At 62.5% G+C, this 14,496-nt stretch carries 14 protein-coding genes; 6 read left to right on the top strand and 8 right to left on the bottom strand.

All coding sequences use genetic code 11. The features are described from left to right. Positions 1 to 51: 51 nt before the first annotated feature. Positions 52 to 528: a flagella synthesis protein FlgN gene (locus tag K5607_RS07000; protein WP_082411725.1), complete on the bottom strand. Its 477-nt coding sequence runs from the start codon at positions 526 to 528 to the stop codon at positions 52 to 54. A 22-nt stretch (positions 529 to 550) separates the two neighbouring features. Then, on the bottom strand, positions 551 to 859 hold the full coding sequence (flgM, locus tag K5607_RS06995; protein WP_054774533.1) for a flagellar biosynthesis anti-sigma factor FlgM: 309 nt from the start codon (positions 857 to 859) through the stop codon (positions 551 to 553). 203 nt (positions 860 to 1,062) lie between these two features. Here flgM and mfd point away from each other — a divergent pair, with 203 nt between their 5' ends. The 4 genes from mfd to K5607_RS06975 all read left to right on the top strand — a co-directional run bounded on the left by mfd (position 1,063) and on the right by K5607_RS06975 (position 6,650). Further along, entirely contained in the window at positions 1,063 to 4,596 is a 3,534-nt protein-coding gene (gene mfd / locus K5607_RS06990; RefSeq protein ID WP_221048628.1) for a transcription-repair coupling factor, read from the top strand. A gap of 3 nt (positions 4,597 to 4,599) precedes the next feature. Further along, entirely contained in the window at positions 4,600 to 5,898 is a 1,299-nt protein-coding gene (gene mtaB / locus K5607_RS06985) for a tRNA (N(6)-L-threonylcarbamoyladenosine(37)-C(2))-methylthiotransferase MtaB (protein ID WP_221048627.1), read from the top strand. Next, a complete protein-coding gene (locus K5607_RS06980; protein ID WP_221048626.1) occupies positions 5,891 to 6,364 on the top strand; it encodes an NUDIX hydrolase in 474 nt (157 codons plus the stop codon). Before mtaB ends, K5607_RS06980 begins: the two co-directional genes overlap by 8 nt. 100 nt (positions 6,365 to 6,464) lie before the next feature. Beyond that, entirely contained in the window at positions 6,465 to 6,650 is a 186-nt protein-coding gene (locus K5607_RS06975) for a hypothetical protein (RefSeq protein ID WP_221048625.1), read from the top strand. 17 nt (positions 6,651 to 6,667) lie between these two features. Here the strand turns inward: K5607_RS06975 and K5607_RS06970 are convergent, their stop codons facing one another. Beyond that, positions 6,668 to 8,056, bottom strand: a complete 1,389-nt coding sequence (locus tag K5607_RS06970; protein ID WP_221048624.1) for a class II fumarate hydratase — start codon at positions 8,054 to 8,056, stop codon at positions 6,668 to 6,670. Positions 8,057 to 8,644: 588 nt separating this feature from the next. On the opposite strand from K5607_RS06970, the gene K5607_RS06965 reads away from it, so the two are divergent. Beyond that, positions 8,645 to 10,084, top strand: a complete 1,440-nt coding sequence (locus K5607_RS06965; protein WP_221048623.1) for a DUF2142 domain-containing protein — start codon at positions 8,645 to 8,647, stop codon at positions 10,082 to 10,084. A gap of 110 nt (positions 10,085 to 10,194) precedes the next feature. Further along, positions 10,195 to 11,172, top strand: a complete 978-nt coding sequence (locus K5607_RS06960; RefSeq protein ID WP_054772827.1) for a COX15/CtaA family protein — start codon at positions 10,195 to 10,197, stop codon at positions 11,170 to 11,172. 144 nt (positions 11,173 to 11,316) lie between these two features. On the opposite strand, the gene K5607_RS06955 is transcribed toward K5607_RS06960, so the two are convergent. The 5 genes from K5607_RS06955 to K5607_RS06935 form a co-directional block, all read right to left on the bottom strand. Continuing rightward, the gene (locus K5607_RS06955; RefSeq protein WP_221048622.1) at positions 11,317 to 11,907 is read right to left on the bottom strand and encodes a hypothetical protein; all 591 of its coding nucleotides are present in this window, start codon (positions 11,905 to 11,907) and stop codon (positions 11,317 to 11,319) included. Positions 11,908 to 11,972: 65 nt separating this feature from the next. Further along, a complete protein-coding gene (rnhB, locus tag K5607_RS06950) occupies positions 11,973 to 12,575 on the bottom strand; it encodes a ribonuclease HII (RefSeq protein WP_054772828.1) in 603 nt (200 codons plus the stop codon). A 14-nt stretch (positions 12,576 to 12,589) separates the two neighbouring features. Continuing rightward, the gene (lpxA, locus tag K5607_RS06945; protein ID WP_221048621.1) at positions 12,590 to 13,360 is read right to left on the bottom strand and encodes an acyl-ACP--UDP-N-acetylglucosamine O-acyltransferase; all 771 of its coding nucleotides are present in this window, start codon (positions 13,358 to 13,360) and stop codon (positions 12,590 to 12,592) included. Then, complete coding sequence (gene fabZ, locus K5607_RS06940; protein ID WP_054772835.1) at positions 13,357 to 13,779, bottom strand: 3-hydroxyacyl-ACP dehydratase FabZ; 423 nt, start codon at positions 13,777 to 13,779, stop codon at positions 13,357 to 13,359. Before fabZ ends, lpxA begins: the two co-directional genes overlap by 4 nt. 153 nt (positions 13,780 to 13,932) lie before the next feature. After that, on the bottom strand, positions 13,933 to 14,445 hold the full coding sequence (locus K5607_RS06935; RefSeq protein ID WP_054772829.1) for an OmpH/Skp family outer membrane protein: 513 nt from the start codon (positions 14,443 to 14,445) through the stop codon (positions 13,933 to 13,935). Positions 14,446 to 14,496: the final 51 nt, after the last annotated feature.

Below are 14,496 nucleotides of genomic sequence, written 5' to 3'. Positions count from 1 at the left end.
CCGCGGATTATACCGCAGCGCGCCCCCGAAAGGCCGCCGATTAGGAGAGGATCAAGCGGTATAGAAGGTGCGGGAGGAGGAAGCGATGCGGCCGCCGCCGTCCGGGCCGTAGGTATCGCTGATACTATCGCCGCCGAGCAGGATTTTCAGCGCGTCCTTGGTGCGCCGGCTCAAGAGGCCGATCTGCAAGCCGTTGGCCTCGTTCATCTGCTTGCAGCGATGCCCCAAATCCAAAATGGCTTGCCAAAGATTCCGCAAGTCGTGATCGGCGGGTAAACCGGCCAGCCAGCTTTCCACGCCGGCGCGGCCGGTCGCCAACCCCTGCTCCGCCAGCTGCCGGTCCACGCTTTGGACCAGGCCGTTGATTTCCATCACCAAAGCCTGCTTGCGCTGGGTAGCCAGCGCGATGGCTTCGGGATCGCTCAAGGCGGCGGCCAGCGCCTCGGACTCGGCCGTCAAAGCCTGTTCCAGAGCGCCGAGTCCTTGCAACATTTGCCGGAAGGTTTCACCGATTGCATGTTCCGCCATGGAGCTTCAGCCATTGCTGTATTTAGATATCGGGTTCCAAACGCAGGAATTTTTCCGCCACGCGCTTGGAGTCCACATGATAACGTCCGCTGGCGATAGCTTCCTTCAAAACCGCCACCTTAGCCGGGTCCACCGACGAGCCTTGCCGAGAGGTTTCCACTGCCGTCTGTATCAAAGACGCCGCTCCCGTCAGCTTGACGGAAACGCCGACGCTATCCTTCGCGTCCTGCTCGACCGCCTGGCTATTGGCAGCCCCTGCGCCGCTCGCCGCGGAATTTTGACTTTGGATGGCGGGCCGCGACCCGCTCAATTTTCGAATATCAATGTCCATCGTCGCATACCTACTGAAAATCGTTTGATATGCGTATCGGCAGCAGCCGCATGAACTTTAACGCCACCCGCCGCCGCAAGGTCGATACCAACAGGACCACCGCTTCATTATAACCACACGCGCCGACCGCGGCCCACAAAGCCCATAGGCGGGAACCCCGCCGACCGAATAAAATGGCCGTCCGTTACTGCACAGCCGCGACCATGCCCTCCACGCCGATCTCCGTCTTATCACCGCCCTTGGCCGCTGCGCCGGGCGGGCTTGCCACCTGGAAAAACTTGAGCGGCTGCGCCGACTCCCTGGCCCTGGCCGCTGCCGCGACCCGGTCGGACGGCCTGCTGGTGATCGTCACCGCCGACCAGAACGCCGCCCTGCGGCTGGAACAGGAGCTGGCGTTTTTCCTCGGCGATCAAGCGCCGGTGCTGCACTTCCCGGATTGGGAAACCCTGCCCTACGACGTGTTCTCGCCCCTGCCGGAAATCGTCTCGCAACGGCTGGAAATCCTTGCCCGCCTGCCCCAGTGCCGGCGCGGCGTGCTGGTGCTGGCCGCCGCCAGCCTGATGCAGCGCCTGGGGCCGCGCAGCCACATCGCCGGCAATACCTTCGCCCTCAAATTGGGCGACACGCTGGACATCGACGCCACCCGCTTGCGCCTGGAGGCGGTGGGCTACCAGTGCGTGTCCCAGGTGATGCAGCACGGCGAATACGCGGTGCGCGGCTCGATCCTGGACATCTTCCCCATGGGCAGCAAGCTGCCGTACCGCATCGAGCTGTTCGACGACGAAGTGGAGTCCATCCGCACCTTCGACGCGGAAAACCAGCGCTCCTTGGAAAAAGTCCAAGCAATCAACCTGTTCCCCGCCCGGGAATTCCCCTTCACCGACGAATCCATCAAGCATTTCCGCAAGGAATTCCGCGCCCAGTTTCCCGACATGGAGAAACTCAGCACGGTGTACCAGGACGTCAGCAAGGCCATCCCGCCCGGCGGCGTCGAATATTATTTGCCGCTGTTCGTCGACCACACGGAAACCCTGTTCGACTACCTGCCGCCGCAAACCGCTTTCGTGCTCTATGAAGGCGTGGCCACCGCCGCCGAAACATTCCACCACGACGTGGGCGAGCGCTACGCCGCGCGTCGCCAGGACATGCACCGGCCGGCCCTGCCGCCGGAAGCGCTGTACCTGACTCCCCAGGAGTTGTATCAACGCGTTGCCGCGCACCCCGCCATGCAGCTAGCCCAGCCCCCTCTCCCCCAGGGAGAAGGTTGGGGTGAGGGGAGTTCAAAAATGGCCGCCGCAACTATTTCAAATCCCCTCTCCCTGGGGGAGAGGGAACCGCAGTGCATCACCTTCGCCTGCCGCCCCCTGCCCGACCTGGCCCTGCAACCGGCCAACAAGCAGCCGGCGGAAGCCTTGCAGCGCTTCCTCGACGGCTACGCCGGCCGCGTGCTGTTCGTAGCGGAAACCGCCGGCCACCGGGAAGCCCTGCTGGACAGCCTGGCCAAGCACGGCCTCAAACCCAAGGTGGTGGAGTCCTGGCAACAGTTCCGCGCCCTAGAGCACACGCCCTGCGTGGTGGTGGCGCCCATGGACCAGGGCGTGCTGCTGGACGATCCGGCCATCGCCATCGTCACGGAAACCCAGCTGTCCGGCGACAAAGTGCGCCAGCGCCGCCGCCGGCGCCGCTCCGCCGAGCGGGAGCTGGAAAATATCTTCCGCAACCTGGAAGAGCTGGAAATCGGCTCCCCCGTCGTCCACCGCGACCACGGCGTCGGCCGCTACCTGGGCCTGCAAGTGCTGGAAATCGGCGGCAATCCCGGCGAATACCTGACCCTGGAATACGCCAACCAGGACAAAATCTACGTGCCGGTATCCTCCCTGCACCTGATCGGCCGCTACAGCGGCGCCAGCCCGGAAACCGCGCCGCTGCACAAGCTGGGCTCGGACCAGTGGGAAAAGGCCCGCAAGAAAGCCCTGGAGAAAATCCGCGACGTGGCGGCGGAACTGCTGGACATCCAGGCCAAGCGCGCCGCCCGCGCTCGCCCCACCTACGCCACGGTGGGCGAGGAATACGCCGCGTTCGCCGCCACCTTCCCCTTCGAGGAAACCCCGGACCAGGAAAACGCCATCCAAGACGTGCTGGGCGACCTGACCTCGCCCCGTCCCATGGACCGGGTGGTGTGCGGCGACGTGGGCTTCGGCAAGACCGAGGTGGCGATGCGCGCGGCATTTGTCGCAGCGCAAAGCGGCAAGCAGGTGGCGGTGCTGGTGCCCACCACCCTGCTGGCCCAGCAGCACTACCAGAACTTCCGCGACCGCTTCGCCGACTGGCCGATCCGCATCGAAACCATCTCCCGCTTCGTCACCCCCAAGCAGCAAAGCCAAATCCAGGAGCAGCTGGCCGAAGGCAAGGTGGACATCGTCATCGGCACCCATGCGCTGTTGCAAAAAGGCATCGATTACAAAAACCTGGGACTGGTCATCATTGACGAGGAACACCGCTTCGGCGTCAGGCAGAAAGAGCACTTCAAGAAGCTGCGCAGCGAGCTGGACCTGCTCACCCTCACCGCCACGCCGATCCCGCGCACCTTGAACATGGCGCTGTCCGGCCTGCGCGACATTTCCATCATCGCCAGCCCGCCGGCCAACCGCCACCCCATCAAGACCTTCGTCAGCGAATGGAGCGACGCCCTGGTGCAGGAGGCGTGCCTGCGCGAAATCCGCCGCGGCGGGCAGATTTATTTCCTGCACAACAAGATCGAGACCATGGAACGCACCGCCGAGCGCCTGGCCAAACTGGTGCCGGAAGCGCGCATCCGCATCGGCCACGGCCAGATGCCGGAGCGGGACCTGGAGCAGATCATGCTGGACTTCTACCACCAGCGCTTCAACCTGCTGCTGTGCACCACCATCGTCGAATCGGGCATCGACGTGCCCTCCGCCAACACCATCCTCATCGACCGGGCCGACACCCTGGGGCTGGCCCAGCTGCACCAGCTGCGCGGCCGGGTGGGACGCTCCCACCACCGCGCTTACGCCTATTTGCTGACACCGCCGAAAACCCTGATCACCGCCGACGCCGTCAAGCGCCTGGAAGCCATCGAGAAATCAGGCGAACTGGGCGCCGGCTTCATGCTGTCCTCCCACGACCTGGAAATCCGCGGCGCCGGCGAACTGCTGGGCGAAGGCCAGAGCGGCAACATGGAGGAAATCGGCTTCAGCCTGTACACGGAGCTGCTGGAACGGGCGGTCAACGCCATCAAATCCGGCAAGCAGCCGGAGCTGGAAGCGCCCCTGGAGTCCGGCCCGGAAATCGACCTGCAATGCCCGGCGCTGATCCCCGACGACTACCTGCCCGACGTGCACGTGCGCCTGGTGTTGTACAAGCGCATCGCCGGCGCCGACGACGCGGAAGCCTTAAGGGAATTGCAAGTGGAAATGATCGACCGCTTCGGCCTGCTGCCGGAGCCGGCGAAAAACCTGTTCGCCATCACCGAACTGAAGCTGGACGCGGAAAAACTGGGCGTGAAGAAAATCGAAGCCGGCCCCAACGGCGGCCGCATCCTGTTCAACCAACAGCCCAACGTCGACCCGCTGAAAATCATCCAGCTCATCCAGTCCCAGCCGAAAAGCTACAAGCTGGACGGGCCGGAAAAATTGCGCTTCTTCGCCCCGCTACCGGACGGGCCGGCGCGGTTGGAATTCATCGGCAAACTGATCGAAAGCGTGCGAACCTGAGCCATGCGAGTCAACCTCAAAACCCTGGGCTGCCGCCTCAACGAAGCGGAGCTGGAAAGCTGGGCGCGCCAGTTCCAGCAGGCCGGCCATGCCGTGGTGGCCGATAGCGGCGATGCCGACGTCATCGTGCTCAATTCCTGCGCCGTCACGGAGGACGCCGTGCGCAAGTCGCGCCAAACCTTGCGCCGGCTGCACCGGGAAAATCCCGAAGCCAAGCTGGTGGTGAGCGGCTGCTACGCCACCCTCCATCCGGAACAGGCTGGCCAAGCCCTGGGGGTGGATTTGCTGGTGCCCAATGCCGACAAGGACCGCCTGGTGGAACTGACCCAGCGCCAGCTCAACCAGGATTCCGCACCCGCCTTCGCCACGGAACCGGGCGAAAGCGTGCTGTTCCGCCTGGGCCGCCAGCGCGCTTTCGTCAAGGTGCAGGACGGCTGCCGCTACCGCTGCACCTTTTGCATCGTCACCGTGGCGCGCGGCGAGGAAAAGAGCCGTTCGGTGGCGGAGGTGGTGGAAGAGATCAACGCCCTGCACCGCCAAGGCATCCCAGAAGCGGTACTCACCGGCGTGCACCTGGGCGGCTACGGCGGCGATTTGGGGCTGGGGCTGGACGAGCTGATCCGCGCCGTGCTGGCTCAAACGGACATCCCGCGCCTGCGGCTGGGCTCCCTGGAACCCTGGGACTTGCCGGAAGGATTTTTCGATCTGTTCGACGCCCCGCGCCTCATGCCCCACCTACACCTGCCCCTGCAAAGCGGCAGCGACGCGGTGCTGCGGCGCATGGCGCGGCGCTGCAAAACCGACGAATTCGCCGCCCTGGTGGAGCAGGCCCGCGCCCGGGTGCCGGACATCAACATCAGCACCGACATCATCGTCGGCTTTCCCGGCGAAACCGAGGAAGAATGGGCGGAGACGCTGGCATTCGTCCGCCGCATCGGCTTCGGCCACATCCACATCTTCAGCTACTCGCCGCGCCAGGGCACCAAGGCCGCCGCCCTGCCCGACCACGTCGGCGACGCGGTGAAAAAAACCCGCTGCCGCGAGTTGCAAGCCTTGGCGCAAGACATGAAGCGGCAAGCCCTGCAAACGCGGGTCGGCAACACCTACCCCATCCTGTGGGAAGGCCAGCGCGACGAGCAGCCGGACGGTTCTATCCGCCAGTACGGCTACACGCCCAACTATCTGCGGGTGGCGGTGGACCTGCCCGCCGAACACGCCGATCTCAGCGCCACGGTTCGCTCGGCGAAAATCGAGCGGCTGGAAAACGGCGAGCTGTTGCTGGCGAGCCTGACGGATGACTGAGACGGCGCCCAAGCCCGGCATCGGCGTGGCCGCCGTGGTGTTCGACGGCCAGGGCCGCGTGCTGCTGATCCGCCGCGCCCAGCCGCCGGCCGCCGGTTTCTGGCATCCGCCCGGCGGCAAGCTGGAAGCGGGCGAAAGCCTGGTGGAGGCCTGCCGCCGCGAAGTGCGGGAGGAAACCGGACTGGAAGTGACGATCGGCCCTTTATTGGCGGTGGTGGAGCGGCGCATGGAAGGCTTCCACTACGTCATCCTCGACTTCCTCGCCACCGCGCTGGACCCCGACGCCCGGCCGCAAGCGGCCGACGACGTGTCCGAAGCGCGCTGGGTCGCCATGGATGAACTGCACGGCTACGCCATCGCCGACGGCTTCCTGCCCATCCTGAAACGGGCCGAGCGCGCCCGACGCGGCGAAACCCTGGGATTGCACGATATGACGGGCGGCGGCACGGATTTTCTGCCGCCATGACAACGAGCCGATTGAAGGAACTTGCCGGGATTTAGCCGCTCAAACCTCAGGGCGCTCAAAGCGCCTGAACCGCCATTTCTTGCTGACTCTGGAGAAACCCATGGCTAACGCACAAAGCAGCGAAGCTGTAAAAACCCTTCCCATCCGCCGCATCGACGGCAAATTCCGCGCCGCCGGCGCCGTGATCGTGGCACTCGGCCTGGTGGCCGCCCTAGCCGGCGCCTGGTGGGGCCCGGCCATGCTGTTCCCCGGCGCCGTCATCCTGTTCATGGGGCGCTCCTTCTAAGCTGCCCCCGCCAACGCCTATTCCTGAATCCCGCCTTCGGTCAGCTTGGCCGGATCGAGCAAGCGTTCCAGCTCGGCGCGTGGCAAGTCGGTCATTTCCGCCGCCACATCGACGATGGGGCGGCCGGCTTTATACGCCGCCTTGGCGATCTCCGCCGCCTTGGCGTAACCGATGATGGGATTCAGGGCGGTGATGAGAATGGGATTGCGCGCCAGGGCCGCCTGCAAATTGTCTTCCCGCACGGTAAAACCGGCGATGGCCTTGTCGGCCAGCAGGCGCGACACATTGGCCAGCAACTGGATGCTTTGCAACAGGTTGTAGGCCACCAACGGCAGCATCACGTTCAACTGGAAAGAACCGGACTGGCCGGCCACGGTGATGGTCGCGTCGTTGCCGATCACCTGCGCCGCCACCATGGCGGCGGCCTCCGGAATCACCGGGTTGACTTTGCCGGGCATGATGCTGGAACCCGGCTGCAACGCCGGCAATTCGATTTCCCCCAGACCGGCCAGGGGGCCGGAATTCATCCAGCGCAGATCGTTGGCGATTTTCATCAGGCCGACGGCCACCACCTTGAGCTGGCCGGACAGCTCCACCGCCGCGTCCTGGCAGCTCAGGCTCTCGAAAAAAGACGTATTGGGCACGAACGGCAGGCCGGTGTTCTCCGCCAGGGTCTGGGCGAAGCGCACGGCGAATTCCGGATGGGCGTTGATGCCGCTGCCCACCGCGGTGCCGCCCTGGGCCAGCCGGTAGACGCGCATCAGGGCGTCCTGCACCCTTTCGCCGCCGTTGCGGATTTGCAGGGCCCAGGCGTTCAACTCCTGGCCCAGGGTGATGGGCATGGCGTCCATCAAATGGGTGCGGCCGGTTTTCACCACCCCCTTCAGCGATTCCGCCTTGTGCTCCAGGGTCTCAGCCAGATATTCCAAGGCCGGCAGCAGCTGCCGATGCGCTTCCAGCGCCGCGCTGACGTGGATGGCGGAGGGAATGGTGTCGTTGCTGCTCTGCCCCATGTTGACGTGGTCGTTGGCGCTCACCGGCCGGCCCAGACGGCGCGAGGCCAAGGTCGCCAGCACCTCGTTGACGTTCATATTGGTGCTGGTGGCGGAACCGGTCTGGAACACGTCCAGGGGAAACTGGCCGGCGTGCTGTCCCGCCAGCACCTCGTCGGCGGCGGCGGCGATGGCCTCGGCCATGTCGGCATCCAGCACGCCCAGATCGCGGTTGACGCGGGCGGCAGTCTTCTTCACCAGGGCCACCGCCTGGATAAAGGCCGGCGGCAGCGTCAGGCCGCTGACCGGAAAGTTATCCACGGCGCGCTGGGTCTGGGCGGCATAAAGGGCATCGGCAGGCACTTGCAGCGCGCCCATGCTGTCTTTTTCGATGCGGAAGTTGTCTTGTTGCATGGCCTATCGCTTGTTTATGATCCAAGAAAACCGCCCCGGCGCATACAAGCGCCGCCGAGGTCGGGAAAGCGGTAATTATCCCAAGAAACGCCGCTTTAGGCTTGCATCCGCGCCGAATGCACGCGGATTTGCCGGTGCAGCCGAGGGAGCCGGCCGGGCGAAAGCGCGGCGGGAAACCCTTTCCATGCGCCGTAGCGCCGGTTCCGTCCGGCGGCCCGCATGCACGAGAGGCATCGCACGACGATCGCGCCATGGGCCACAGCGCCTCGCGGACAAAACGACCGCCCCGTCTCCGCGCAAAGCAAACGGGCACGTGCGGGTTCGATCCTTGGTTCCGGCTCAACGCTTATCCGTATATTATTGTGACGCGGGTCAAAAGCGCTTTTCGCGGGAGCGGCGCGGTCCTGGTCGATTTTTGACCTGGCCCCTCCCCCGCGCCGCCGAACCGAAGGAGCAAGCCAGCCGCGTCCATGGGAAGAATACCGACCCAGCCGCCTCTGCATTCATCCCCGTCGCCGGACCGCCCTAAAAGCCGCACACGATACCCCGTCGAAATTTCGGCATACACTCAACAAGGATCCCAAGCGTATGACATCCGCCCGCCAGGAAAACCTAGAGTCCATCCCGCTCCACACAACGCCCGCGTGCACGCTAAAAAAGATGCTGCAGACATATCCGGAAAGGAAATACTATCTCGTCTACCTGGCGGCGTTATTCGTTATCGTGCAAATCATCTCTCAGCTCACGCCCCCGTTTCAATCTCCCGACGAACCCAATCATTTGAAACGCGCATATCTTCTATATAAAGGGGAGATATTATTGCGGTCGCAGAACGACATTACGGGCGGTGCTATCGACACCGGCCTTCTTCGCTACATGGACGCTTTCAGCGACTTACGTTTTCATGCGAAAACCAAAGTATCGGCCGAAACCGTCAAGCTATCCAACGAGGAAAAATGGACGGGACAGCGGGAGTTCAGCGAGCTTCCCAACACCGCTTACTATTTCCCCCTCTCGTATACCCCTCAGGCACTGGCTCTCGCGATTGGGGAAGCGCTGGATCTGCGCATCAGCACATCCTATAAACTCGCCAGATTTTTTTCCCTAGCCGCAACGCTCGGGCTGCTTGGACTGGCTTTTCTGGCCGCCCCGGCCCCGCCGATGGTGTTGGCGTTATTCGCCATCCCCATGACGTTGTTCCAACTGGCCTCGGCCAGCCTTGACGCGGTTTCCTTCGCGTTAACGGCGTTTATCGCCGCCCTGTACGTAAGAGGCACGGACACGTCCGAAACCTACACTCGAAAGATGCACCTGGCGCTAACAATCGCATTATTCGCCCTGGTGACAACCCGAATAAACTTACTCCCCTTAACCTTACTGCCGCTGGCTGTCTACTGGAAACGACGCGACAAACTGCACGTCGTATCCACGCTATTATTAGTAGTCCTATCCGTGACCTGGGTGCTATATAACCTGAAAACCGTTCATGGCATGCCCGCCAGGCAACTGACCACATTCGAAATCATCCAATTCTACGCCGACCACCCGTCCCAGTTTTTTCATATCATAGCCGCCACGCTGACCAACTATCACATGCTGGGGGTTTACGCGGAAGGCTTTGTAGGGGTCCTTGGCTGGCTCGACGCGCCCTTGCCTATCGAGGGCTACCTGATTATTGCCGGCCTGTTGGTCTGGCTCGCGGTCATTACTTTCAACGCGAACGTCTTCCGCGCGCCAAACGCCAACGTCATCGTCCTTACCACGCTGGGACTAGCCTCGGCGGCGCTGATTTTCATCATGATGCTATTTACCTGGACAGAACACCCGGCGACGATAATCCAGGGCCCCCAGGGGAGGTATTTCACCCCCATCGCCATTATTTTGAGCTTTGCGGCGCTCAACAAAAAACTAAACGCCAAACAGTTTCGATTCACGGCGACACCGATCTATACGATCCTGTTTGTGTCGACCGTTTTTACGGTCACCACGCTAATATTTCGATATTACCTAAGCGTAACAACCGGCTGAGCCGGCCTACTCAAACCAGTAACCGGCGCGGGCGCGGCAGCAGGGCAAGGCGCCCGTGGTGTATCCTATAGCCCCTTTTGCAACCGCCGCGCACCGCTCTTCTGAGGACCATGAACGAGTCTCTTGCCCTTGCCCGTTTCCGCCGTATCGGCGCAGTCACCATTTTCGCCGTGTATTTCCTCATCCTGGTCGGCGCCGTCGTGCGCGCCAGCGGGGCCGGCATGGGATGCCCGGACTGGCCGACCTGCTTCGGCCAGTGGATTCCGCCCACCGACGAATCGCAGTTGCCGGCCAACTATCATGAAATCTACGCGGTGGGCTACAGCGATACCAGCTTCAACGCGCTGAAGACCTGGACGGAATACGTCAACCGGCTGGTAGGCGTGAGCATCGGCTTGCTGATCCTGACCACGGTGATCCGCTCCTGGGCGTTGCGTCACCTCGACAAAACCATTTTCCATCTGTGCTTGGGCGTGTTCTTCGCGGTGGCCTTCCAAGGCTGGCTGGGCAAGATGGTGGTCACCAGTCACCTCAAGCCTTGGCTGATCACGACGCATATGGTGCTGGCACAGGCCATCGTGGCGTCTTTGCTGTACGCCATCATGCGCTCGCAGAAGGAGAGCATCGCCAAGCTGGACACCGCCGGCCTGCCGGAAAAGTTCGGCCTCTGGCTGTCCATCGCCATGCTGTTGACGCTGCTGCAAATGACGCTGGGGATACAAGTCCGGGAAGGCGTGGACCTGATCATGGCGCTGCACCAATACACCGGCCGTGAGCTGTGGCGCGGCGAATTCCCGCTGATCTTCCTGGTGCACCGCTCGTTCTCCTCCATTGTGCTGTTCACCAACGCCTACCTGGTTTGGCGGCTTTGGAAAGCGCTGCCTGCCGGCAACTGGCTGCGGCGCTGCGGCGGCATTTTGATGGGCTTGATCGTCGGCGCGATCCTGGCCGGGGTGAGCATGGATCGGTTGAATATGCCGTTGCTGGCCCAGCCCCTGCACCTGGAGCTGGCGTCCCTGATCTTCGGCATGCAGTTCGTTATCTACGTGAGCTATCGCTATTCGCAACGGCGGCTGCGGGGCGATTAACCCGGCGCCAAGGCGCCGCCCGTTGTTTCGCCCCGGACGAATTCGCGCTGTTCCGCTTGCCGGGCGGGATAATCCTTGAGCATTCCCATGACGCCATCTCCCGCATGGCGCTGCGAGACAAGGCGAGCATAAGCCGTCCCCGCCCTATTCCTCCACGTCGCCGAAATCCCGCCGCACCTTGGGCAGTTCGCTGCGGTAACGCTCGCCGTCGCCGTAATCGAAAAACAGCTTGTAGCGGCTGTGGAGGGTTTTGACGCGCTTGGCGTGTTTGATCGGGCACCAGAACTGCTCGGTGCGCGCGCCGATTTCCTGAACATAAGCGATCAAGCCGTTGAAATAGCTGCAATACAGGCAATTGAGCTTTTCCACGGCGTTGAGGTATTTTAGGAACTGGTGGTCGAAAACGATGTAATCGAGCCGGCGCACCCGAGGAATGCCGTAAATGGGAAAGCATACCCATTGGTAGAGACTGGCCGTCGCATCCAGCAGCACGGCGGGGACGGCGCAGGACCACACCAGGGGCGCCGTAAGAACGTGCAAAGGATTGGCCCTGGCCAGGTAGCGACCCAAGGACAATAAATGCTGCCGTTGCTCGGCGATGCCCCGGCGAGTGAAGTAAACCCGTCTGCGCAGCACACGATAGGAAAAACGCTTTTGCTGGCGTTGCAGCTCTTCCAGCAGCTCGTCTTGCAGCTGGTGCATGCGCGCCAGCAATTCGTCGAGGCGATCGGCCATGGCTTACTCCGTCGGGTTCAACCCGGCAACGCCGATGGCGAGGCCTAAGCTATGGCGGCATTCTACTATGGAAGACCGCTTGCCCCGTCGGGAAACTCCAACGGCGCTTGCCGCAGCACCTTGGCCACCGGGGCGTAGGAGCGGCGATGGATGGGGGATGCCCCCAGCCGAGCCAGAGCGGAAATATGGATAGCCGTGGGGTAGCCTTTGTGGCCCGCCAATCCGTAACCGGGCCAAATCGCATCCAGCAGCCCCATTTCCCAGTCGCGCCAAACCTTGGCAAGAATAGAGGCCGCGGAAATTTCGGCGTACAGACCATCGCCGCCGACCACGGCTTCCCGCGCGCAAGGGATGGCCGGCACGAACTTTCCGTCCACCCGCGCCAAATCCGCCGCCACGCCCAGGCTACGGTAAGCGCGGGCCATGGCCAGCAACGTGGCGTGGTGGATGTTTAACCGGTCGATTTCCATCGCTTCCGCCCGGCCGATGGACCAAGCAACGGCGTGTTGGCGGATTTGCTCGGCCAGCGATTCGCGGCGCGCAGGCGTCAGTTTTTTCGAATCGTCCAAACCGGGAATGGGACGGCGCGGATCGAGGATCACCGCCGCCGCGATCACCGGACCGGCGATACAGCCGCGCCCCACTTCGTCGATGCCCACCACCCGCATGGCGGCAGTACCGCTCAACGAACGATACTGCGGCCGGTGTTGCGCAGGAATTCAACCATACAGGCCAGCTCCGGAGTACGGGTCGCCATGTCGGCCAGCAAGGCGATGGCTTCGTCGAGCTTGTGGTTGCTCTTGTAGATGATCTTGTAGGCGCGGCGGATTTCGCGGATGGCGTCGCTGCTGAAGCCGCGCCGTTCCAAGCCGACGGTATTGACGCCATGAGGCTCCGTGGGCGATCCCCCGACGATCACATAAGGCGGGATATCGCGGGATACAACGCTGCCCATGGCCGAGAAGCTGTATTTGCCGATCTTGCAGAACTGGTGGACCAAGGTAAAGCCGCCCAGGATGGCGTGATCGTTGACGTGCACGTGCCCCGCCAAGGACGCGGCGTTGGCCATGATGCAGCCATTGCCCACCACGCAGTCGTGCGCAACGTGGGTGTAGGCCATCAGCAGATTGTCGTTGCCGATGGACGTGACGCCCTTGTCCTGAATCGTGCCGCGATGGATGGTGACGAATTCGCGGATGACGTTACGGTCGCCGATCTCCAATCGGGTCGGCTCACCGGCGTACTTCTTGTCCTGGCAATCCTCGCCCACCGACGAAAATTGATAAATTCGATTGTTCCGGCCGATGCGGGTCGGCCCCTTGAGCACCACATGCGGACCGATGACGGTACCGGCACCTACCTCCACGCCCGGTCCGATAATGGTAAAAGGCCCGACGCTGACGTCGTCGGCCAGTACCGCATCGGCATCGATGAGGGCGCTGGGATGAATCAAGCGTCCGGCTCCGCTGCAGCGCACATAATTTCCGCGCTGGCTACAAAGTCGCCGTCCACTTCGGCTTTGCAGGAAAAGCTCCAAATATTCCGCTTGTGGCGCACGTATTCGGTGATCAGGGTGAGCTGATCTCCCGGCACCACCGGACGCTTGAAGCGAACTTTGTCGACGCCGACCAGGTAATACACTTTGCCCTCGCCGAGCACTTCCGGAGCGGTTTTGGCGGCCAGCAAACCGGTGGACTGGGCCATGGCCTCGATAATCAACACGCCGGGCAAAATCGGCTGGTGCGGAAAATGGCCGGTGAACTGCGGCTCGTTATAGGTGACATTCTTGATGGCCCGCAACCACTTGCCCGGCTCGCAATCGACCACGCGGTCGACCAGCAAAAACGGGTAGCGATGGGGCAAATAACGCATGATTTCGGTGACTTCCAAGGCGAATTCCTTGATCTACGATGAGAACTTGACGAAAACGGGTCGGCTCCTTCCCCTGCGGGGAAGGATTACCGTACCCGTTGATCTGCGAATGCCGGGCGTCGCTTGACGCAAGACGCTCCCGGCCGATGCCGCTTACTTGGCCGGCGTACCGGACAGCAGTTTCTTGGAAACCTTCTCGGTCACGTCGATTTGCTCGCTGGCGAACACCACACCGTCGGTCAGCAACAAATCGAAAGACTCTTCCTTGGCCAACGCCTGAATCGCCTCGAACACTTCACGCTGCAATTTGCCCAGCTCTTCGTTGCGGCGAATATTGAAGTCCTCGCGGAATTCGTCCTGCAGACGCTTACCTTCGCGCTTGCGGTTCATGACTTCCTTTTCCAGCTTCTGACGTTCGCCGTCGCTCATCACCGCGCCGTCCTTGGACAGCTTTTCTTCCAGCTGCTTAATTTCCTTTTGTTCGGAAACCAGGCGCTTGTCCCGGGGAGAAAACTCACGCTCCAACTCTTTCTTGGCCTTTTCCGCCTGGGGCGCCTTCTCCAGCAGCTTCGGCACGTTCACAAACCCGATTTTCAAATCGCCCGCCATGGCCGTTGTCGCCATGAATAGGCCCATGAACAAAAGCGCCGCCCGTTTCGTCGTCATAAAAATAGTTCTCGTTGAAGCGTTGATGATCCAATTCCCCGTGTATGCCGC

The sequence above is a fragment of the Methylogaea oryzae genome (assembly GCF_019669985.1).
In the GTDB taxonomy this organism is placed as follows: Bacteria; Pseudomonadota; Gammaproteobacteria; order Methylococcales; family Methylococcaceae; genus Methylogaea; species Methylogaea oryzae.
This window is presented reverse-complemented; position numbering and strand designations above follow the sequence as displayed.